Raw genomic sequence first — 21,872 nt, forward strand, 5'->3', positions numbered from 1 at the left:
CGGACGGTGCGGCCGAGGAAACGCTCGATGCGGTGATCGATTGGGGGCGTTACGGCGAGATCTTCTCGTACAACGACAAGACGGAGGTGTTCAGTCTCGAGGATGTCGAAAACTGATCGATTGCATCACGCGTTGCGTCGCGCGAACCACGCGCGACCGCGTCGTCCTGTCGTCGCGCGTTTATGCCGGCCGTGTGAACGGCCGTCGTTGTTCGCCCGCCGGTCGGCGGGCGAACAGTGAACGCCTTCCATTCACTCGGGCCGCGCGCGGTCGATCCTTCTGAGCGACGTCAGACAATCGCGCGCAAGATCCTGGTAGATCTCCGTGCCCGCGCGCTTGGCAGCGATTTCATCCGGATCGAGTGAGCGCGCGACGCGGGCGGGTGATCCGATCACCAGCACGCCCGGCGGAATTTGCCGTCCGGCCGTGACCATCGCGCCGGCACCGACGATGGTGGTGTCGCCGATCACGACGCCGTCCATGATGACCGAGTTCATGCCGATCAGCACGTCGCGCCCGATATGCGCACCATGAACGATCGCGCCATGCCCGATGTGGCTGTTCGGTTCGAGCCGGCAAACTTCTCGGGGCGCGACGTGCAGCACACAGCTCTCCTGCACGTTACTGCCGGCGCCGATTTCGATGCGGCCGAAGTCGCCGCGCAAGCTGGCGAACGGGCCGATGTAGCAGCCGGGGCCGATGTGGACGTCCCCGATCACCGCAGCCATCTCGTGAACGAACGCCGTCGCATCGATTCGCGGCCGTTTTTCCAGAAATTCATAGAGTGCCATTGTGCGGATCCTGACGACGGTCGAGGTTCGCGAGCGCAGGCACTGCGTCGCGTTCGGCGAATACTTCCTTGGCAATGAAGAGCGCATTCAATGCGACGGGTACGCCCGCATAGAACGCCAGCTGCATCAGCACCTCGACGATTTCCTGTCGCGTGCAGCCGACGTTCAGCGCGCCGTGCAGATGTACCTTCAACTGAGGCGCGACGCTTCCGAGCGTGGCCAGCGCGGTGACCACCGAGATCTCGCGCACCCGATCGTCGAGCCCGGCTCTCAGATAGACGTCGCCGAACGATTCGACTACGTATTTGGCGAAGTCGGGCGCGATTTCTTCGACGCTCGTGATAACGTTGTCGCCAATTGCGCCATAGACGGATCGCAGCTTTCCTATTCCTGCTCGATAGCGTTCGCTTTCCATTCAAAATTTCTCGAGAAATACGTTTCGGGTTGAGTGAGATGCAATAAAAATCCGGATGCGCGTTTTCGGTCAGCTTGAATCGATCGGAATGAGTCAGACGCAGTTTTGAAAATCGATTACCGCTTGCTTGAATGTGTCCGGTATCGGAATCGGCGTGCCGCTTTCGTAATCGAATGTGACATGCGAAGACTGTCCGACCGCGATCAATTTGTCCGCGTTTTCGTCCAATTCCATCAAATATTCGATGTCGAAACTCTTCGTGCCGAACCGCGTGACGCGGCATTTAACGTTGATTGTATCTCCATACCGCGCGGGCCGCCGGTATTCGCAGGAAGTTTTCCCGATAATATGAGGTATCTTCTCCGCCGCTGGAATGTCGAGCAGGTCATGCATGAAAGCGAGGTAGGCATGCAGCATGTAGTCGTAGTAAACGGGCGCGGCGACGTGGCCCATCGAGTCGGTGTCGCGATATCGGACATCGATAGTCGTTGCGAAATAGCGCTTTTCCATGGGGGGCTCGAATTTCTATTTTTGATGTAAAGATGCTCATCGTTGGTGAGGTCGATTTAAGGATATTTATTAAGATTTATCCAATAGGAATTATCAATCGTCAACAGTGCGAGACCGGCGCCGATCGGTGGAACGCGTATGCATTGCCGAAAAGCGGAATTATCGGCCGCAATGTTGCTCGATATGGCTTCGCTACCAATGCGAAGGTGAAACGGCAACTGTCCGTGCGATATCGCCGTTATATGCGGATATCGGCGGCGGCCGTGCAGGCAGGTATTGCCGGATGTCGTCGTGTCGCGGATCTCGTGGAACACGGGCGCGAGACGATCGACCGGATGCCGCGACGCGCAGCCGGCGCGCGTCTGCTTGCTGATCGTCGAAAAGTGGCGCGCGGGCGCGTGACGGGACGAGCCGCCCGGTCCACGAACACGTACACGTCCAGCACACGTCCGACGACGCTCGCACCCGATTCGATAGCCGACGACCGAGACCGGCTGTAAGCCAATCGTATAATGCGGGCCGCCGCTGGACTGGGCATCAATCGTCTGACGATTTCGTCTCTGAGTCAGCGTGTCCGTGCGCGGACGCCGGGGCTGCAGCGCTCGCCCGCCGGCACGGCGGCGCTGCGGGCAAGCGGTGCCGCCCGCCGTTTCGCTTATATCGAATTTTGATATGAACGAGCGGATATTCACGGCAGTCTGGAGCCTGGCGGCATGGCAGCGTTTGCGCACGCCGTCCTTTCAATTTTTCACGTATATCGAATCTGGAAATGAACAAACGAGTGTCCGCGGCAGTCTGGATCCTGCTCGCGATGGCGGCCGGCATCTTCATTGGCTACCTGATCTACACGCAGTTCCCGGACAAGCAGTCCGCCGCCGAGATCGCCGGCTACATCTCGCTCGTCTCCGACGTGTTCCTGCGGCTGATCAAGATGGTGATCGGCCCGCTCGTGTTCTCGACGCTCGTCGTCGGCATCGCGCACATGGGCGATGCGTCGTCGGTCGGGCGCGTGTTCGTGAAGGCGTTCGGCTGGTTCGTCACCGCGTCGCTGATCTCGCTGCTGCTCGGCATGCTGATGGCGAACGTGCTGCGGCCCGGCGAGAATCTCGGGCTGCCGCTGCCGGACGTCGGCGAGTCAGCGCATCTCGCGACGTCGAAATTCACGCTGAAGGATTTCGTCGGCCACATGGTGCCGAAGTCGATCGCGGAAGCGATGGCGAACAACGAGATCCTGCAGATCGTCGTGTTCTCGATGTTCTTCGGCGTCGCACTCGCGGCGCTCGGCGAGCGCGGCAAGATTCTCGTCGCGGCGATCGACCAGCTCGCGCACGTGATGCTGAAGATCACCGGCTACGTGATGAAGCTCGCGCCGCTCGCGGTGCTCGCGGCGATGGCGTCGACCGTTGCGATCAACGGGCTGTCGATCCTGCTGAAATTCGCGATGTTCATGGGTCACTTCTACGTGAGCCTGTCGCTGCTGTGGGCGACGCTCGTCGCGGCCGGCCTGCTGTTCCTCGGCCGCCGCGTGTTCAAGCTGCTCGTGCTGATCAAGGAAGCGTTCATGCTGTCGTTCGCGACGGCGAGCTCCGAAGCCGCGTATCCGAAGATCCTCGATGCGCTCGACCGCTTCGGCGTACGCCGCAAGATCTCGAGCTTCGTGATGCCGATGGGCTATTCGTTCAACCTCGACGGCTCGATGATGTACTGCACGTTCGCGTCGCTGTTCATCGCGCAGGCTTACGGAATTCACCTGTCTCTCGGCACGCAGGTCACGATGCTGCTCGTGCTGATGCTGACGTCGAAGGGGATGGCCGGCGTGCCGCGCGCATCGCTCGTCGTGATCGCCGCGACGCTGCATCAGTTCAATATTCCCGAAGCGGGGCTGCTGCTGATTCTCGGCGTCGATACGTTCCTCGACATGGGCCGCTCGGCGACCAATGCGGTCGGCAACTCGATCGCGAGCGCGGTGGTCGCGAAGTGGGAAGGCGAGCTGATGTCGGAGTCCGACGCAAACGCGCATGCCGCGCGTCTGGACGCCGAACTGGAGCGGCAGGCCAACGACCGTGCGTATGGCGCCGGTCGTACGTCGCCGGTCTGACGTCGAGCGGCGCGTCGATCGACGAGGCATGCAGCCGGCCCGGTCGCGGCCTCATTGCCGCGGCGCCGAGCCGTGCATAGGCGGCGCGCACACGCGGCCGCCGATTTCGATTCCATTGACCGGCCCCGCGGCGTACCCGATACGCGGCTACTTCGCGGCCGCGAGCCGCAGTTCGCGCACCGCGTCGCGCGCGGTCTCGCGCAGCGCATCGACGAGCGGCGACGGCGTCCGATAGGCGATCGCCAGCTCGTACGCGAGCGGGCTCCCCGCACCCTTTAGTTCGCGGAATGTCACGCCTTGGGGCTGCATCGCGACGAACAGGCTCGGCATTAGCGCGACACCGATTCCGCCTGCAACGAGCCCGGCCGTCGTCTGCATCTGGCGCGGTTGCTGGACCGCGCGTGGCGCGAAACCGGCCTGCGCGCACGCCGGCACGATGCGCGCGTGCATGCCGGGCCCGTGGTGCGCGGCAAACAGCACCCACGGTTCGTGCGCTAGCTCGGCGAGCGCGAGGCGTCGGCGGCGCGCGAGCGGATGACCGGCCGGCAGCGCGACGACCATCCGGTCGCGCAGCAAAGGCTCGATATGCAGATCGTCGGCATCGGGAATGGGCAGCACGACGATACCGACGTCCATTTGATCCTGCCGTAGCGCTAGCACCTGTTCGGCGGGCGTGCCTTCGTCGAGCTGGAAGTCGACGTCCGGATGCCGCTCCTGAAACGTGCGCAGCGTCAATGGCAGCAGCGCGTTGACCGTGCTGTCGACGAAGCGCAGCCGCAGCGTGCCGCCGAGGCCCGCACCGGCACGCCGCGCAGCGGCCATCGCGCGCTCGGCCTGTTCGAGCGCACGGCGCGCTTCGAGGTGGAACGCGTTGCCGGCCGGCGTCAGCGCGGTGCCGCGATTGTCGCGCTCGAACAACGCGACGCCGAGTTCGTCCTCCAGCTTTCGGATCGCTGCACTCAGCGGCGGCTGCGCCATGTGCAGGCGCTCGGCTGCGCGCCGGAAGCTCAGCGTTTCGGCCACGGCAATGAATTGCCTGAACTGGCGTAGGTCGGCCATGCGATATCTTCCTCGTATCAATAGGTCACAGAATTCGTATTTTATCTATCGGCATGCGTCGCCCACACTTGTTGCATGACTAACAGGAAGAGACAGGAGACAACGGATGACAGGTAACGAATGGCAGCGAACCGCAGTCGTCACCGGCGGATCCACAGGGGTCGGCCTCGCGATCGCGAGCCGGCTGGTGGAGGATGGATATCGCGTCGCGATCGTCGCGCGGGACAAGCAACGGCTCCAGGCCGCGATCGCGCAGCTCGGCGAAGGGACGATCGGCTACGCGGCCGACCTGGGCGTGCGCTGCGATGTGGAGGCTGCGGTTGCCGCGATTGTCGCGCAATGGCCGCGCATCGACGTACTGGTAAACAACGCGGGGCGGACCCGTTGCGTCAACGCGCAGACCGACGCGGCGCTGGCCGAGGCGGCATGGGACGCGGTACTCGACGCAAACCTGAAGAGCATGTTCCTGATGACGATGGCCATGCTGCCGCACCTGTCCGAGCGCGCGGCGCGGATCGTGAACGTCGGGTCCATTGCTTCACGCGGCGGGAACCTGCTGCCGGGCGGCCTCGCATATGCCGCTGCGAAGACCGGTGTGGAAGGTCTCACCGTTGCGCTCGCGCGCGAACTCGGACCGTGCGGAGTGACCGTCAATATGGTGGCGTCCGGCCACAACGTCGATACGCATTTCTTGAGCGACAGGGGCGTCGCACTCGACATCGCGGCGACGATCCGCGATCAGACGCCGGCCGGCCGTGCCGGGCATCCGGACGACGTCGCGGATGCCGTCGCGTGGCTTGCCGGACCGCGCGCGTCGTTCGTCACCGGCGCGACGGTCGCGGTAAACGTCGGCTGGCGCGTCGGGTGACGCACGCGCGGCGCACGAACGGCGGATCCGCTGTTCGCCTTCGTCACGCGCTCGCGCGTCAATCGACGTCGGCGGGCGGCGGATCGCCGAGCCAGCGCCGCGCGCCGGGCCCGTTGCGGCCCGCGCGATCCTCGGGATTGGTCAGCTTGCAGCGCTTCAGCGACAGGCAGCCGCAGCCGATGCATTCGTCGAGGTTGATGTAGAGCCGCTGCAGTTCCTCGATGCGGCTCGCGACGCGCTGCTTCCAGCCGCGCGACAGCCGCTGCCAGTCCTTGTTGGTCGGCGCGGTGTCCTCGGGCAGGCTGACGAGCTGCTCGGCGATTTCGTCGAGCGAATAGCCGATCTTCTGCGCGAACACGATGAACGCGATCAGCCGCAGCACCGTGCGCGAATAATGCCGATGGCTCGATCCGTTCCGATGCGACTTGATGAGCCCGCGCGCCTCGTAGAAGCGCAGCGTCGACGCCGGCACGCCGCTGCGCGCGGCCACTTCGCGGATCGACATCAGCGGCCACTGCGCGGTTTCGTCGATACCCATGACGCCCTCCGGGAAAGCTTGACTTGAAGTTAACTTCAACTTTTATGCTACGCGGCAGTTTAACCCGTCGCGAGGCATCATGCTCTCCTTGTCCCTACGCAGGATGCCGCCGCTCGGCGCGGCCTGCGCTTTGTTGCTGGCGTTGTCGGGCTGTCACGACGGCCCGCGCGAATCGTCCGCTCATCCGCTGCCCGAAGTCGGCGTCGTCACCGTCGCGCCGCGCACGATCCGCGTCGCGGACGAATTCAACGGACGCGTCGAAGCGGTCGACGCTGTCGAGCTGCGGCCGCGCGTCAGCGGCTATCTGCAGCGCGTTGCATACAAGGAGGGCGATCTCGTCGCGCAGGGCGCGGTGCTGTTCGAGATCGATCCGCGCCCGTACCGGATCGCGCTCGATCGCGCGAGCGCGCAGCAGCAGCGGGCGCGCGCGGCCGCGCACCTCGCGAACGTGCAGCTCAAGCGCGTGCAGACGCTGATCGATGCGCACGCAACGTCGCAGGAAGAGCTCGACAATGCACGCGCGGCCGCCGAGCAGGCGCGCGCGGATCTGCAGGCGGCCGATGCGGCCGTCGCCGACGCGAAGCTCAATCTCGGCTTCACCGAAGTGCGCGCGCCGATCGCGGGCCGCGTCGGCCGCGCGCTCGCGACGGCCGGCAACCTCGCGCGCGCCGACGACACGCTGCTGACGACGGTCGTCTCGCAAGATCCCGTCTACGTGTATTTCGACTGCGACGAGCAGAGCTATCTGCGCTACAACGCACGCCGTGCGGACCGCGCTCATCGCGCGATCGGCGCCGATCCCGTGCGCGTGGGGCTGGCGAACGAAAGCGGTTTTCCGCATGCGGGCACCGTCGATTTCCTCGACAACCGGCTCGATCCGCAGACGGGCACGATCCGCGCGCGCGTACGGCTGTCGAACGCCGACCACACGTTCACGCCGGGCCTCTATGCGCGCGTGCAGCTCGTCAGCGGGCGCCCACAGGATGCGCTGCTCGTCGACGGCAAGGCCGTGCTGACCGATCAGGATCGCCAGTACGTGTACGTGATCGGTCCCAGCGACAAGGCGCTGCGCCGCGACGTGACGCTCGGCCGTGAACTGGACGGACAGCGGATCGTCGAGAAGGGGCTGAATGCGGGCGATCGTGTGGTCGTCGACGGTGTGCAGCGAATCTACTATCCGGGCGCGCAGGTGAAGCCGAAGGCGCTGCCGGCGCGCGCACAAGCCGGCGATGCCGCAGGCGGCGGCATGCCGGCGACGGCCGACGCCGGCACGTCGGCCGCGCACTGACGGGAGAACGACGATGGATTTCTCCCGATTCTTCATCGACCGGCCGATCTTCGCGGTCGTGCTGTCGATCGTGATCTTCGCGATCGGCCTGATCGCGATTCCAATGCTGCCCGCCGGCGAGTATCCGGAAGTCGTGCCGCCGAGCGTCGTCGTGCGCGCGACGTATCCGGGCGCGAACCCGAAGGAGATCGCCGAATCGGTCGCCGAGCCGCTCGAGGAAGCGATCAACGGCGTCGAAGGGATCATGTACATGAAGTCGGTCGCCGGTTCGGACGGCAGCCTGCAGGTCGTCGTCACGTTCCTGCAGGGCGTCGATCCCGACACGGCCGCCGTGCGCGTGCAGAACCGCGTGAGCCAGGCGCTGTCGCGTCTGCCGGAAGAGGTGCGGCAGTACGGCGTGACCACGCAGAAGCAGTCGCCGACGCCGCTGATGTACGTGAGCCTCTATTCGCCGGACAACAGCCGCGATTCGCTGTACCTGCGCAACTATCTGACGCTGCACGTGAAGGACGAGCTGTCGCGGCTGACCGGCATCGGCGACGTCGGCGTGTACGGGTCCGGCGACTACGCGATGCGCATCTGGCTCGACCCGAACCGGCTCGCGTCGCGCGGGCTGACCGCGAGCGACGTGATCGCCGCCGTGCGCGAGCAGAACGTGCAGGTGTCGGCCGGCCAGCTCGGCGCGGAGCCGTCGCCGAAGGCGAACGATTTTCTGGTGTCGATCAACGTGCGCGGCCGGCTGCGCACCGTACAGGAGTTCGGCGACATCGTGCTGCGCAACGGCGACGACGGTCAGGTCGTGAAGCTGTCCGACGTCGCACGCGTCGAACTCGGCGCCGGCGACTACACGCTGCGTTCCTATTTCAACGACAGGCATTCGGCCGTGGTCGGCATCTTCCTGTCGCCGGGCGCAAACGCGCTCGACGTCGCGAAGGCCGTGTACGCGAAGCTCGACGAGCTGTCGAAGCGCTTTCCGCCCGGCGTCGCGTATCGGCCCGTATGGGATCCGACGGTGTTCGTGCGCGAGTCGATCCGCGCGGTCCAGCACACGCTGATCGAGGCCGTCGTGCTGGTCGTGCTCGTCGTGATCCTGTTCCTGCAGACGTGGCGCGCGTCGATCATTCCGCTCGTCGCGGTGCCGGTGTCGGTGGTCGGCACGTTCGCGTGGCTCTATCTGCTCGGCTATTCGATCAATACGCTGACGCTGTTCGGGCTCGTGCTGGCGATCGGGATCGTCGTCGACGATGCGATCGTCGTCGTCGAGAACGTCGAGCGCAACATCGCGCAAGGGCTGAGCCCGCGCGATGCCGCGCATCAGGCGATGCGCGAGGTGTCGGGGCCGATCGTCGCGATCGCGCTCGTGCTGTGCGCGGTGTTCGTGCCGATGGCGTTCATGTCGGGCGTGACCGGCCAGTTCTACAGGCAGTTCGCGGTGACGATCGCGATTTCGACCGTGATCTCGGCCGTCAATTCGCTGACGCTGTCGCCGGCGCTCGCCGCGAAGCTGCTGCGGCCGCACGGCGCGCCGAAGGATGCGCTCACGCGCGCGCTCGACCGCGCGTTCGGCTGGCTGTTTCGTCCGTTCAACCGTTTCTTCGAGCGTAGTTCCGGTCGCTATCACGGCGTCGTCGCGCGCACGCTGAAGCGGCGCGGCGCGGTGTTCGCCGTGTATGCGGCGCTGCTCGCCGCGACCGCGCTGCTGTTCAACGCGGTGCCGGGCGGCTTCATCCCGGTGCAGGACAAGCTGTACCTGTTCGCGGGCGCGAAGCTGCCGGAAGGCGCGTCGCTCGCGCGGACCAGCGCGGTCACCGAGCAGATGACGAAGATCGCGCTGAGCACCGACGGCGTCGAGATGGTGCCCGCGTTCGCCGGACTGAACGCGCTGCAGGGCGTGAATACGCCGAACATCACGAACTCGTACGTGATCCTGAAACCGTTCGACCGGCGCCATCGCAGCGCCGCGCAGATCAACGCCGAACTGAACGCGCGCTTCGCGACCATCGACGGCGGCATCACGTACGCGCTGATGCCGCCGCCGATCCAGGGACTCGGCAACGGATCCGGCTACGCGCTGTATCTGGAGGATCGCGCGGGTCTCGGCTACGGCGCGCTGCAGAACGCGCTCGCCGCATTCCAGGCGGCGGTCGCGAAGACGCCCGGGATGAGCTATCCCGTCAGCGCGTACCAGGCGAACATTCCGCAGCTCGAGGTGAAGGTCGACCGGCTGAAGGCGAAGGCGCAGGGCGTCGCGCTGACCGATCTGTTCAACACGCTGCAGGTCTATCTCGGCTCGATGTACGTGAACGACTTCAACGCATTCGGCCGCGTGTATCGCGTGATGGCGCAGGCGGACGCCGGCCATCGGCAGACGCCGGCCGACATCGCGAATCTGCGCACGCGCAACGCGAAGGGCGAGATGGTGCCGATCGGCTCGATGGTCACGGTCGCCCCTGCGTACGGACCCGATCCGGTGGTTCGCTACAACGGCTTTCCGGCCGCGGACCTGATCGGCGACGCCGATCCGAACGTGATGTCGTCGTCGCAGGCGATCGCGAAGCTCGAGCAGATCGCGAAGGACGTGCTGCCGCCGGGGATCGTGCTCGAGTGGACCGATCTCAGCTATCAGCAGGTCACGCAGCGCAACGCGGCGATCGTCGTGTTTCCGCTTGCGGTGATGCTCGTGTTTCTCGTGCTCGCATCGCTGTACGAGAGCTGGACGCTGCCGCTCGCGGTGATCCTGATCGTGCCGGTCTGCATGTGCGCGGCGCTGTTCGGCGTGTGGCTGTCGGGCGGCGACAACAACGTGTTCGTGCAGGTCGGTCTCGTCGTGCTGATGGGGCTCGCGTGCAAGAACGCGATCCTGATCGTCGAATTCGCACGCGAGCTCGAAATCCAGGGCAGCGGCCCGATCGACGCGGCGCTCGAAGCGTGCCGGCTGCGGCTGCGGCCGATCGTGATGACGTCGGTCGCGTTCATTGCCGGATCGGTGCCGCTGCTGATCGGCAGCGGCGCGGGCAGCGAAGTGCGCGCGGCCACCGGCGTCACCGTGTTCGCCGGGATGCTCGGCGTGACGCTGTTCGGGCTGTTCCTCACGCCCGTGTTCTACGTCGCGATCCGCAAGCTCGCGGGCGGCACGCCGGCTGTCTGGAGCGAACAGCACGGCACGCTCGAAGGAGAAAAACGATGAGCGCCGCATTCCGTGTTTCCGCGCTCGCGATGGCCGCGATGCTCGCCGCGTGTGCGGTCGGCCCCGATTTCAGCCGTCCGGAAACGGCGACGGCCGCCCGGTTCGCGCGCGACGAACATCCGGCGACGCAGCGCGACGCGTCGCCGCCCGGCGCGTCGGCGGATGCAGATGCCGCGTTCTGGCGCGGCTTCGGCGACCCGGCGCTGACGCGTCTGATCGACGCGGCGCTCGCGGCGAATCAGGATCTGCAGCTGGCCGTATCGCGCTACGACGCGTCGAACGCGCTGCTGTCGCAGGCGAGCTTCGACCGCTATCCGACGATTACCGCGAGCGGCCAGATCGGCCATCAGCTGACGAGCAAGGATCAGGCGTTCGGCGCGCCGCGCAGCCAGCGCGACACGCCGGTTTCGAGCGTCGGGATCGACGCGGCGTGGGAGCTGGACCTGTTCGGCCGCGTGCGGCGCTCGATCGAATCGCAGCGCGCCGAAACGGCGGCGAGCGCAGCCGACGTGCGCGCGGTGCGCGTCGCGATCGCAGCCGAAGTCGCGAGCACGTACGTCGATCTGCGCGGCTCGCAGGAGCGGCTGCGGATCGCGCGCGAGAATGCCGACAACCAGCGGCAGACGCTCGCGCTGATCGACGCGCGCGTCGCCGCGGGGCGCGGCTCCGAACTCGATGCGGCACGGGCACGCGCGCAGTACGAATCGACGACGTCGCGCATCGCCGTGTACGAAGCCGCGATCGGCGTCGACGAGCATCGCCTCGCGGTGCTGACCGGACAGACGCCGGACGCGCTGATCGGCCGCTTCGACACGCGGAACGCCGCGCCCGTGCCGTTGCCGGCGCTCGCCGCGGACGTCGATCCGGGCACGCCGGGCGACCTGCTGCGCCGACGTCCCGATATCGCGGCCGCCGAGGCGAGGCTGCACGCGGCGACCGCGCGCGTCGGCGTCGCGACGGCCGACCTGTTTCCGCGCTTCACGCTGTCCGGACTGCTCGGCAGCGCGACGAGCAGTTACGGGTTCTTCCGCGCGGGCAGCGACACGAACCTGATCGCGCTCGGCATCGACTGGTCGTTCCTCGACGTCGGCCGCGTGCGCGCGCGAATCGCGGCCAGCGACGCGCAGGCGGCGGGCGAGCTCGCGCAATACCGGCAAACCGTGCTGCGCGCGTTGGAAGAAACGGAGAACGCACTGCTGCGCGTTGCGCGCACGCGTGACGAAACCGCCCATCTCGTGCGGGCCGCGGACGATAGCGCGCGCGCCGCGCAGCTCGCTCAGGCGCGGTTCTCGGCCGGCGCGATCGACTACTACGAAGTGCTCGACGCGCAACGGACGCTGCTGCAGGCGCAGGATGCGGCGGCCGATGCGCGAATGCGCAGCGCCGCATCGACGGTCGCGCTGTACAAGGCGCTCGCCGGCGGCTGGCCGCCGGCACGCGAGCAGCAAGCGCAGCGTTCGCCGGCTGCGGACGGGTCGTAGCCGACGCACGGCGCGGCGGCGGTCTCGCGTGCCGCTGCCGCACGGCGGGCGCCGTCTCGCCCGGCCGCCCGGTCGCTCGGACAGGGGCGCGCATCGTCGCCGGTCCGTGCCGCCGGCCGGCGCGCGTCTGCGCATCTGCCGAAACCGGCACGCCGTTCGCCGACCGGCGGAAAACATCGCTCGTCATCGTCGTAAACGTCTCGAATGCGTGATATTTGCGCGCGTCGATCTGCTTTAGAGTGGCCGCGAATGAATGACGATGCGCCGTGCGGCCGCACTCGCGGGCCGCGCCGGCGCACAGAGGAGCGGAGACAAATGAGTGAAGGCAGGATCACGCAGATCGAGTCGTTCGGCTTCGAGCGCATTCCCGACGCATCGCGCGATGCACGGCCGATCGATCTGTTCCGGCTGCTGTTCGGCGGCTGCAATACGTTTTCGACGTCCGTGCTCGGCAGTTTTCCGGTGCTCGTCGGGTTGTCGTTCAGGGACGGCATGTGCGCGATCGTGCTGGGCGTGCTGGCCGGCACCTGCATACTCGCGCCGATGAGCCTGTTCGGCCCGCGCAACGGCACGAGCGATCCCGTGTCGTCCGGCGCGCATTTCGGCATTCACGGCCGCATCGTCGGCTCGTTCCTCGCGCTGCTCACGTCGATCGCCTTCTTCTCGCTCGCGGTGTGGAGCTCCGGCGATGCGCTGGTCGGCGGCGTGCATGACATGCTCGGCGTGCCGGTCAACGGCTTCACGCTCGGCAGCGCATATCTGGTGTTCGCGGTGCTCGTGCTGATCGTCTGCATCTACGGCTTCCGATTCATGCTGTGGGTCAACAAGATCGCCGTGTGGGCGGCGAGCGCGCTGTTCGTCACCGGGCTGTTCGCGTTCGCCGGGCTATTCGACATCCATTACGCCGGCACGCTGCATCGAGGCAGCGCCGGCTTCTGGGCCGCGTTCGTCGGCGCGGCGATGGTGGCGCTGAGCAATCCGGTGTCGTTCGCGTCGACGCTCGGCGACTGGGCGCGCTACATTCCGCAGCACACGCCGAGGCACCGCGTGCTCGGTGCGGTTTTCGCCGCGCAGTTCGCGACGTTCGTGCCGTTTTTCTTCGGGCTCGCGACCGCGACGATCATCGCGTCGAAGGCGCCGGCGTTCATCGCATCGAACGATTACGTCGGCGGGCTGCTCGCGGTGTCGCCGCGCTGGTTTCTGTTGCCGATGTGCGTGATCGCGATCATCGGCGGCATGTCGACCGGCACGACCGCGTTGTACGGCACCGGCCTCGACGTGTCGAGCATGTTCCCGCGTCTGCTGAACCGCGTTCGCGCGACGCTGCTGATCGGCACGATCGCGATCGCGTTCATTTTCGTCGGCCGCTTCGCGTTCAATCTGGTCGAAAGCGTCGCGACGTTCTCGACGCTGATCGATACGTTCAGCTGCCCGTGGATGGCGATCATGGTGATCGGCTACGTGACGCGCCGCGGCTTCTATCTCGCCGACGATCTGCAGGTGTTCAACCGCGGGCTGCGCGGCGGCCATTACTGGTTCGCGCACGGCTGGAACCTGCGTGCGATGGGGGCGTGGCTGCCTGCCGCGTTCGTCGGCCTGTCGTTCGTGAATCTGCCGGGACAGCTCGTCGGACCGTTCGGAAGTGTGGCCGGCGGGCTCGATCTGAGCGTGCCGGTGTCGCTCGCGCTCGGCGGCGTACTGTATGTGTTGCTGCTGACGCTGTTTCCGGAGCCGGACGGCGTGTACGGCCCGCACGGTCGCCGCTTCGTGCGCAGCGGCAGGCGCACGTCCGCGCGGCTCGGCGCGCCGGCGATTCAGCCGAAGGGGTATTGAGCGTCGCGCGGCGTCGGCCTGCGTTCGTCGGCGGCCGTCGTGGGGTGGAGAAAAGCGAGCGGTCGTCTTCGACACATTCGAGTTGGCCCGATTCTGTCGGACGTTGTCCCGCGGGCCGCTGTCGCGCGAAGCCGCGCGGCCCGACACTGGCGCGTCGCGCTCGGCGGCGGCCCGTCATCGACGGATCGGCCGCCGAGCGTGTCCGGCGGAGGCGGGCAGCCGCTCCGCCGTTCCGTTGATAAGCCAACCGAGAGAACGACACATGCAACATCCGACCATCCGTACGCTGGCAGGCGCGACGCCGCCGAAGACGATCGCCGCCGCCCGCACCGCACTGCTGGTGATCGATTTCCAGAACGAATATTTCGGCGGCCGCCTGCCGATTCCGGACGGCGCACGCGCGCTGCGCAACGCGCAGCGCGTGATCGCGTTTGCCGACCGCGCGCGCATGCCGGTATTCCACGTTCAGCACGTCGGCGCCGTCGACGGTCCGCTCTTCGCTGAAGGCAGCGAGAACCATCGTTTTCATCCCGACCTGCAGCCGGCGCAGCATCATGCGGTCGTGCGGAAGACGTCGGTCAGCGTGTTTCCGACGACCGACATACATGCACGGCTGCAGGCTGCCGGCATCGACACGCTGATCGTCACGGGGCTGATGACGCACGCGTGCGTGGCCGGCGCGGCGCGCGACGCGGTGCCGCTCGGGTATTCGGTGATCGTCGTCGACGATGCGTGTGCGACGCGCGATCTCGATCTCGGGGACGGCGATACGGTGTCGCACCGCGATCTGCACCGCGCGACGCTCGCTGCGCTGTCCGATACGTTCGGCGACGTGCTGACCACCGAGCAATTGTTGACGCTCGCCGTCGATTGATTGCGGTCCGGTCGGCCTTCGGGCCGACTTCGCGGGGGCGGCCGCGCGCGCCGATCGGAGGCGGCGGGAGCTGAGCCGGCCGGAGCTGACCGGAGCTCGGGCTCCACGCGCCGACGCCCATATGGTCGTGCAGAGGCCGGCGCCGCCGGCCGACCGTCTAGCGCCAGACTCCGTCGACGTAAATCCAGACAGAGCCCTGCCGGCGCCAGTAGCCGGGAACCCAGCGATGCCCCGGACGTCGCGCCACCCACCGACCGGGTATCCATATATAGCGGCCGTGCTGCCAGCGCCAATGACCATCGGTCCAGATGTAGCCGTGCGGCCGCGGCGGCGGAGGGCGGCGATCATGCCTCGGTGCCGGCGGCGCAAAGCGCGGACGATCGTCGTGGCCGGGCCTGCCGTGCCCGTGGTTCGGCGCGGGCCGCCCGTACGCGGGTTCGGCTGCCGCGGCGCGCAGCCAGCCGCTCGTGCCGACGAAGGCGGCGGCGACGCCGATGGTGCGCAGCAGTGAGCGTCGATTCATCGTGTGTTCCGATCCCTGGTAGAAACGGCCTTACATTAGCCGGACGATCCGCCGGTCGGGTTACGGGAGTCGCGACGCGTGTTACCGAATGTCACCGTTGCACGGATTCGCCCCGATGGACGTATGGCGCGGGACGTTTTCGAACCGCCCACAGCGGCGGCGGTTCCCTCGCCGTTTCTCGCGCAGCGCAGCGGTTTCGGCGTGGACGTCGTGCATATTTGAGATTTGATCGGGTAAAAATTGCCGAATTCGATGTGTCGGCACGGATCCGTTTGTTGTTTCTATGCAACCGTCAAGACGATGACACGAAAGAATGGTGGGATAAAAGCCGCCAAAAAGCCTGCGTCAAGAAGTCAAAAACAAACGTCAAAACAAATACTTATAACTCGTCCCCACTTTCATTATTTCTAGTTCTGGAAAAGCTTATTTCTTTAATTGCGGATCGCTCCCCTAGGGTACACCCCTAAACTCACGGTTCCCAAACGGGCAACTATCCGGGCGCGGCCAGCAGGACCGATGGCGTTCCCGGGCGGTTGAGACCGTAAATGAAACAAGGTCGCGAGACCTGCCTCTTTTTAGAAGGGAGCTCCACGAATGAACAAGACTCTGATCGTTGCAGCAGCTGCAGCATCGTTCGCAACCGTCGCTCACGCGCAAAGCAGCGTCACGCTGTACGGCGTGCTGGACGCAGGCATCACGTACCAAAGCAACGTTCAGCCGGCTCTGGGCCAGGCTGGCAAGTCGCTGTGGCGCATGGGCGCGGGCATTGACCAGAGCCGCTTCGGCCTGCGTGGTTCGGAAGACCTCGGTGGTGGCCTGAAGGCAATCTTCACGTTGGAAAGCGGCTTCGACATCGGTAACGGCCGTTTCCAAAACAACGGCGGCATGTTCAACCGTCAGGCATTCGTTGGCCTGTCGAGCCAGTACGGCACGGTTACGCTGGGCAAGCAGTATGACTCCGTTCAAGACTACCTGGCTCCGCTGACCGCAACGGGCAGCTGGGGTGGTACGTACTTCGCTCACGTTGGCAACTTCGACAACCTGAGCACGAACGGTGGCTACTCGCCGAACAACAGCATCAAGTTCACGAGCGCTAACTACGCTGGCCTGCAATTCGGTGGCACGTACTCGTTCTCGAACAACACGAACTTCGGCAACAACCGTGCATACAGCGGCGGCGTTTCGTACCAGTTCCAAGGCCTGAAGCTGGCAGGTGCATACTCGCAGCTGAACAACCCGGGTCAAACGACCGGCGGCGCAATCGACAGCGCAATCGGAACGCAAGGCCGCGTCCGTACGTACGGCGCAGCAGCAGCATACGCGTTCGGTCCGGCACAAGTCGGCGCAGCATGGACGCAAGCACGTGTTGACAACAGCACGGCACTGGGCACGTCGGTTCGCGTTGACAACTACGAAGTCAACGGCAAGTACAACCTGACGCCGGCACTGGGTCTGGGTGTTGCTTACACGTACACGAACGGTCGTCTGGGCCAAGACAGCGCTCACTGGCACCAAGTTGGCGTGCAAGCTGACTACGCACTGTCGAAGCGCACCGACGTTTACGCACAGGCTGTGTACCAGCGTGCAAGCGGCGCGAACGCATCGATCTACAACGGCGACATCACCACGCTGCCGAGCTCGTCGATCAACCAAACCGCAGCAACGGTTGGTCTGCGTCACCGCTTCTAAGCATGACGGCTGGGTAACCAGCTTCGAAAAAGGCGCCTTCGGGCGCCTTTTTTTGTTCGTCGGATGCGACGGGCGACCGGTGGATCCGGTGTGCTGCTCACGGTTCGGGCGTAAAAAAAGCGAGGCCGTTACCTCGCTTTTTACGTTTGACGCCGTGCGGCCGTCCGACGACCCTAGCGCGTATATTCGCCGTTCGCTTCCGGCTGAAACACGATTTCAGCAACCTTCATCAGCTTCTCGATACCGCTCGGCTGCATCACTTTGACCATCTGACCGCGCTGCGTGCCGAGCAGCGCCATGCCGACCGGCGAGAAGACATTCAGGCGCCCCAGTTCGAGATTGGCGGCGTCCGGATAAACGATCGTCCACGTCGCTTGTTCCTGCGTTGCTTCGTCGACTAGCGTGATCTGCGAATTCATCGTGACGACGTTGGCCTTGATGGCGTCCGGCCGGACGATATCGGCGCGCTCGAGCAACGTGTCGAGCATCGCCTGGAATCGCGGGTTGTGTTCGGCGTGCTTCTCGAGGCGAGCGACGTCGAGTTCGGTCAACTGGTAAAGGCGTTGTTTCATGAGACTGTTCTCCAAATGATCGGCAGGGCAGGCGTGGCATGCCTGTGAAGATCGCCCGGAGCCTGTCTGATCTGGCTCCGGAAGGAGACCGAGCCGTCAGGTCAGGCGCCGGGCAGAGGCGAGCGGCGCCGCGGCCGTGCGTCGAGCGAGTGGCTGCGCCGGATAGCGGACGTGCGCGCGCACGTCGGCCAAGCCGGACGGCGAAACCGAAGCGAACATGTGCGCGTGCATGGTGACAAGATATCGATCGAAGAACGAAGCTTACGATTCTACAACACAACCTTCCGCACGGGCGATCTGTGTGTCGGCGATCCGTCAGCGATTGTTCTGAAAACGTAGCAAGTTTCGATGATGGAGTGCGCGAACACGCGCAGATACTTGCCGAAATCGCAACGCTGTATATTCAAACCAAGGGTTTTCCCTTGGTTCTCCGAGAACTACACTGGACTCAATCGCTTCAGACAATTGCTTGCCGGAAGCGACGTCAAAAGAGAACACATTTCGGAGGTAATCATGAAGTCGATCATCTACGCAGCAGTCGCTGCAGCTGTCGTTGCCACCCCGGTCGCATCGTTCGCACAGTCCGAACAGGGCTTGACGCGCGAGCAGGTCCGGGCCGAGCTCGTGCAACTCGAACAAAACGGCTATAAGCCGCTCGCGAGCGACTCGCAATATCCGAGCGACATCCAGGCAGCCGAACAACGGATCCAGCCCAATCAGCCGATGCTCGCGCGTGCCGATACCAGCGGCTACGGTGCGACGGCTGCGGGCGGCGCGCAGTCGGGCCGGCGTGTCACGCGCGAAGCGCCGAATCCCGTGAACTCGGTCTACTTCGGCAACTGAGCGCCCGCCGCGCGAGCGACAAGATAACCGACGACACGCGCGCGATACGCGTGCGTCGTCGTCTGCGGAGCAGAACCTCCGTCGCCGCATTCCGGCGGCTTTCAGCCCAGACGCTCGCGCGTTTGGGCCTTTTTCGTGGCTGGTCAGGTCGAGGTGACGGTCGGAATGCCGTGAATGTAGTGCTCGAGCTGGCTGATCGTGAATTGCTGATCCGCAATCACGCTCTTCACGAGGTCGCCGATCGAGATGAGGCCGATCAGCTTGCCGTTGTCCAGCACGGGCAGGTGGCGCATCCGGTGCTCGGTCATCAGCGCCATGCACTCGTCGGTGGATTGCGACGGTTCGACGTAGCGCACCTTGGCCGTCATGATCTCCTCGACGCGGGTCGCCCTAGACGAACGTTCCTGCAGCACGACTTTGCGTGCGTAGTCGCGCTCGGTGACGATGCCGGCGATGTCGTCGCCATCCATGACGAGCAACGCGCCGATTCCCTTTTCGGCCATCAGCTTGATGGCGTCGTAGACGAGATCGGTTTTCCTGACGGAATAAATGGTGCGGCCCGAGTCAGGCTTGGCCTTGAGAATCTGCGCGACGGTCGTGCTCATTTGCGTTCTCCATGTGCAGGGCGATACAGGGAGGCAGGCGTGATGCGCGTTACCCGACGAGTTCAGTATAGCCGGGGCGGCGCCCGCAGTCTCGTGGGGTTTCCCGATTAGCGGTAAACTCCCGTCACGCTCTATCCACACCATTCCTACGTTCTTGATCGTTTCACTGAATTCATGAAGTCTTCGCGTCCCCAATCGCCCTTGCCGGGCAATAGCCAGGCCGACGAGTGTGTGACGCTCGTCGCTACGGCGTCGCTGCCCACGCGCTACGGCACGTTTACGTCGTACGCGTTTCGCGTATCGGGCAGCGATGCCGAACATCTCGCGCTCGTAATGGGCGAGGTCGCGGGCGACCACTCCGTGCTGACGCGACTCCATTCGGAATGCCTGACCGGCGACGTATTCGGCTCATACCGCTGTGATTGCGGCGAGCAGCTGGATCTGGCGTTGCGCTACATTGCGGCGGAAGGCCGTGGCGTGCTGCTGTATCTTCGCGGGCACGAGGGACGCGGCATCGGGCTGAGCAACAAGATCCGCGCATACGCGCTGCAGGAGCAGGGGCGCGATACGGTCGAGGCGAACCTGGACCTTGGTTTGCCCGACGATGCACGCGAATACGACTCGGCGGCTGCGATTCTTCGGATTCTCGGCGTAACGTCCGTGCGACTGATGAGCAACAACCCGAAGAAGTTCGACACGCTCGTGAAGCACGGCATTCCCGTCTGCGAACGTGTGGCGCTCGCGGTGCCCGTGCGCGAGGAGAACGAGCGCTATATCCGAACCAAGCAGGTGAAGTTCGGGCATTACTTCGAAGAAAACGAGTAACGAAAACAAGGGGCTCTGCGGAGCCCGTTGCTCCATCTGGCTCTCGCACCTCGCAGCCTTTATGGTAAAGGGTTTGAGCCGAAAGTTGCGTTTGTCAGGTGCCTTGTCTGCACTTGACGAAATAGGCGAAAACTTGGCACTCTGGCGTAACATTTTCCTACGCCAGACCGAAAAGCTACGCTGCGGTCCCGGCCCACAACAAAAACCTACGCCGACCGCTGATGAGATTCGACGCACGAACCGCGAGCAAGCTGCCTGCGGGCCAGCACATGACCTTTGACGGATTCCCGGGACTCCGCTTTCAGGCCAGCGAGAGCCGTCGCTCCTGGATCTACCGATACAAATCCCCCATTGACGACCGGATGCGTCAGGTGAAGCTCGGCGAGTGGCCGGCCATGGGGTTTCCCGCCGCGATTTCCGCATGGGAGCAAAGGCGAGCGGAGCGCGATGCCGGGGCCGATCCTGCTGCTGCAAAGCGCGAGAAGCGCGCTGCGGTTGCCCATTCACGCGCTGTCGACGCATACACCGTCAAGCAGGTGTGCTTCGACTATATGGGCGGCTATCTGGAGCCGAACCGCAAGGACAAGGGCGTGATCGAGGTTAGGCGGATGTTCAAGGCGATGCTCAGCCCGATCGAGAGCGTTCCGGCTGCGTCGATAACTCGTGCGCAGGCGTTCGAATTCTTGAATTCCTATCGTGCCACGCCGGCACTCGCTGCGCGCCTCCGCATGGAGTTGGGCGGAGCATGGGACTATGCGATGGACGCTGGGAGGCTGCCTGACGGCACGCCGAACTGGTGGCGAATGATCCTGCGCGGCAAGCTTCGCAGTAAGGGGCGCACGATCGACGGCGTCGTCATGGGCACGAAAAAGCGGGTATTGAGCGAGGATGAGATCGGCACGCTGCTCCGCTGGCTGCCGAATATGAGCCTAACGGTTTCCGACGCGATCACGTTGTATCTGTGGACGGGCGCCCGTGGCGGCGAAATCATTTCGATGGAGTCGCACGAAATCGCCGACGAGGCGGACGGCCTATGGTGGACCGTGCCGAAGGAAAAAACCAAGAACTCGTGGCGCGCGAAAGCAGGGGATTTGCGGGTGCCGCTCGTTGGTCGAGCCGAGGCCGTTGTCCGTCGACGCAAGGACCTGGCCGTGAACGGCTTTCTGTTCCCGACGTCGACCGGCGAGATGATGAAGCAGACCGTCATTTCGCACGGCATTTACTATCATCAGCCGTACTGTAAGCAGGCACCGAATCATAATCGGCCACGGCTACCTGTCACGCATTGGTCGCCTCACGATTTGCGGAGGACCGCCCGAACTATGCTTGCCGCACTTGGGTGCCCGCATGATGTCGCGGAGGCGGTACTTGGTCATATTCAGCCCGGTGTCGCCGGCGTGTATAACCGGCACCACTACGATCAGGAGCGTCGAGAGTGGCTCACGCGCCTGTCGCAGTGCCTTGATGGACTCGCGCTGCGATATCCGACTAAGTAATCTGCTGTATAACGCGAGGTAGACCAAACGGACAGCGTCAGATCGTCTGGCGCAGTTCGGCCACGAAACGACATTCGCCCGCAACGTTGACCATACATCCGGACGTCGAACCCGCTAACCCTGCCGCCGCCCGTGCTATTCCCGTTCTCCCCGGTCATCCAGACTCGAACGTGAGTGGTTCCGCAACAAGCAGCGCGAGCGGGCGCGCAAGAAACCTTGCGCAAAGCCATGCGGAACGCGCAGTCGACTGCGCGCCTTAACGCTGGAGCTTTTCGACCTCTGATCCGCTTGGGTTTCCCGTGACCTTACCCCGCCGAGTACACCATTCGTAATTTAGTGGGCTCGCCGGTTTTCGGTTGATGCAGTTGCCGGAATTG

General features: G+C 64.8%; 20 protein-coding genes. 12 read left to right on the top strand and 8 right to left on the bottom strand.

The genetic code is table 11. The annotated features are described in order from the left end of the window. Positions 1 to 251: 251 nt before the first annotated feature. The 3 genes from BUB20358_RS25565 to BUB20358_RS25575 form a co-directional block, all read right to left on the bottom strand. A complete protein-coding gene (locus tag BUB20358_RS25565; protein ID WP_035974334.1) occupies positions 252 to 791 on the bottom strand; it encodes a gamma carbonic anhydrase family protein in 540 nt (179 codons plus the stop codon). Further along, positions 778 to 1,206, bottom strand: a complete 429-nt coding sequence (locus BUB20358_RS25570; RefSeq protein ID WP_006766174.1) for a carboxymuconolactone decarboxylase family protein — start codon at positions 1,204 to 1,206, stop codon at positions 778 to 780. Before BUB20358_RS25570 ends, BUB20358_RS25565 begins: the two co-directional genes overlap by 14 nt. A gap of 93 nt (positions 1,207 to 1,299) precedes the next feature. Continuing rightward, positions 1,300 to 1,716 carry an acyl-CoA thioesterase gene (locus tag BUB20358_RS25575; protein WP_035974333.1) on the bottom strand — a complete coding sequence of 139 codons (417 nt, stop codon included), beginning with the start codon at positions 1,714 to 1,716 and terminating at the stop codon, positions 1,300 to 1,302. A 32-nt stretch (positions 1,717 to 1,748) separates the two neighbouring features. On the opposite strand from BUB20358_RS25575, the gene BUB20358_RS25580 reads away from it, so the two are divergent. Further along, entirely contained in the window at positions 1,749 to 2,216 is a 468-nt protein-coding gene (locus BUB20358_RS25580; protein WP_123806762.1) for a hypothetical protein, read from the top strand. A gap of 269 nt (positions 2,217 to 2,485) precedes the next feature. Then, positions 2,486 to 3,814, top strand: coding sequence for a dicarboxylate/amino acid:cation symporter (locus BUB20358_RS25585; protein ID WP_006766172.1), 1,329 nt, complete (start codon positions 2,486 to 2,488; stop codon positions 3,812 to 3,814). A 147-nt stretch (positions 3,815 to 3,961) separates the two neighbouring features. Here BUB20358_RS25585 and BUB20358_RS25590 read toward each other — a convergent pair whose 3' ends face one another. Next, complete coding sequence (locus tag BUB20358_RS25590) at positions 3,962 to 4,873, bottom strand: LysR family transcriptional regulator (protein WP_006766171.1); 912 nt, start codon at positions 4,871 to 4,873, stop codon at positions 3,962 to 3,964. Positions 4,874 to 4,979: 106 nt separating this feature from the next. Between BUB20358_RS25590 and BUB20358_RS25595 the strand changes: the two genes are divergently transcribed. Next, the gene (locus BUB20358_RS25595) at positions 4,980 to 5,741 is read left to right on the top strand and encodes an SDR family NAD(P)-dependent oxidoreductase (RefSeq protein WP_006766170.1); all 762 of its coding nucleotides are present in this window, start codon (positions 4,980 to 4,982) and stop codon (positions 5,739 to 5,741) included. A 58-nt stretch (positions 5,742 to 5,799) separates the two neighbouring features. Here the strand turns inward: BUB20358_RS25595 and soxR are convergent, their stop codons facing one another. Further along, entirely contained in the window at positions 5,800 to 6,279 is a 480-nt protein-coding gene (gene soxR / locus BUB20358_RS25600; RefSeq protein ID WP_006766169.1) for a redox-sensitive transcriptional activator SoxR, read from the bottom strand. Between the two features lie 79 nt (positions 6,280 to 6,358). On the opposite strand from soxR, the gene BUB20358_RS25605 reads away from it, so the two are divergent. The 5 genes from BUB20358_RS25605 (at position 6,359) to BUB20358_RS25625 (ending at position 14,942) form a co-directional block, all read left to right on the top strand. After that, a complete protein-coding gene (locus tag BUB20358_RS25605) occupies positions 6,359 to 7,567 on the top strand; it encodes an efflux RND transporter periplasmic adaptor subunit (protein WP_006766168.1) in 1,209 nt (402 codons plus the stop codon). Between the two features lie 13 nt (positions 7,568 to 7,580). After that, the gene (locus BUB20358_RS25610; protein ID WP_006766167.1) at positions 7,581 to 10,754 is read left to right on the top strand and encodes an efflux RND transporter permease subunit; all 3,174 of its coding nucleotides are present in this window, start codon (positions 7,581 to 7,583) and stop codon (positions 10,752 to 10,754) included. After that, complete coding sequence (locus tag BUB20358_RS25615) at positions 10,751 to 12,235, top strand: efflux transporter outer membrane subunit (protein WP_035974331.1); 1,485 nt, start codon at positions 10,751 to 10,753, stop codon at positions 12,233 to 12,235. The genes BUB20358_RS25610 and BUB20358_RS25615 overlap by 4 nt, the downstream gene beginning before the upstream one ends. Before the next feature lie 315 nt (positions 12,236 to 12,550). Continuing rightward, the gene (locus tag BUB20358_RS25620) at positions 12,551 to 14,068 is read left to right on the top strand and encodes a purine-cytosine permease family protein (protein WP_035974330.1); all 1,518 of its coding nucleotides are present in this window, start codon (positions 12,551 to 12,553) and stop codon (positions 14,066 to 14,068) included. Positions 14,069 to 14,330: 262 nt separating this feature from the next. Continuing rightward, positions 14,331 to 14,942 (top strand): cysteine hydrolase family protein, encoded by a 612-nt coding sequence (locus tag BUB20358_RS25625; RefSeq protein ID WP_006766164.1) that lies wholly within the window; start codon positions 14,331 to 14,333, stop codon positions 14,940 to 14,942. Positions 14,943 to 15,099: 157 nt separating this feature from the next. Here BUB20358_RS25625 and BUB20358_RS25630 read toward each other — a convergent pair whose 3' ends face one another. Then, complete coding sequence (locus tag BUB20358_RS25630) at positions 15,100 to 15,465, bottom strand: YXWGXW repeat-containing protein (protein WP_006766163.1); 366 nt, start codon at positions 15,463 to 15,465, stop codon at positions 15,100 to 15,102. 594 nt (positions 15,466 to 16,059) lie between these two features. On the opposite strand from BUB20358_RS25630, the gene BUB20358_RS25635 reads away from it, so the two are divergent. Next, positions 16,060 to 17,154, top strand: coding sequence for a porin (locus tag BUB20358_RS25635; RefSeq protein WP_006766162.1), 1,095 nt, complete (start codon positions 16,060 to 16,062; stop codon positions 17,152 to 17,154). 173 nt (positions 17,155 to 17,327) lie between these two features. Here the strand turns inward: BUB20358_RS25635 and BUB20358_RS25640 are convergent, their stop codons facing one another. Further along, positions 17,328 to 17,726, bottom strand: coding sequence for a GreA/GreB family elongation factor (locus BUB20358_RS25640; protein ID WP_006766161.1), 399 nt, complete (start codon positions 17,724 to 17,726; stop codon positions 17,328 to 17,330). Between the two features lie 513 nt (positions 17,727 to 18,239). Between BUB20358_RS25640 and BUB20358_RS25645 the strand changes: the two genes are divergently transcribed. Beyond that, the gene (locus BUB20358_RS25645) at positions 18,240 to 18,569 is read left to right on the top strand and encodes a DUF4148 domain-containing protein (protein ID WP_006766160.1); all 330 of its coding nucleotides are present in this window, start codon (positions 18,240 to 18,242) and stop codon (positions 18,567 to 18,569) included. Between the two features lie 143 nt (positions 18,570 to 18,712). Here BUB20358_RS25645 and BUB20358_RS25650 read toward each other — a convergent pair whose 3' ends face one another. Then, positions 18,713 to 19,174, bottom strand: a complete 462-nt coding sequence (locus BUB20358_RS25650) for a CBS domain-containing protein (RefSeq protein WP_006766159.1) — start codon at positions 19,172 to 19,174, stop codon at positions 18,713 to 18,715. Between the two features lie 174 nt (positions 19,175 to 19,348). Here BUB20358_RS25650 and ribA point away from each other — a divergent pair, with 174 nt between their 5' ends. Both ribA and BUB20358_RS25660 read left to right on the top strand, forming a co-directional pair. Further along, positions 19,349 to 19,999, top strand: coding sequence for a GTP cyclohydrolase II (gene ribA, locus BUB20358_RS25655; protein ID WP_006766158.1), 651 nt, complete (start codon positions 19,349 to 19,351; stop codon positions 19,997 to 19,999). Positions 20,000 to 20,220: 221 nt separating this feature from the next. Then, positions 20,221 to 21,495, top strand: a complete 1,275-nt coding sequence (locus BUB20358_RS25660) for a tyrosine-type recombinase/integrase (protein ID WP_006766157.1) — start codon at positions 20,221 to 20,223, stop codon at positions 21,493 to 21,495. The last annotated feature ends 377 nt before the right edge of the window (positions 21,496 to 21,872 follow it).

This window comes from Burkholderia dolosa (assembly GCF_902499135.1).
Lineage (GTDB): Bacteria > Pseudomonadota > Gammaproteobacteria > Burkholderiales > Burkholderiaceae > Burkholderia > Burkholderia dolosa.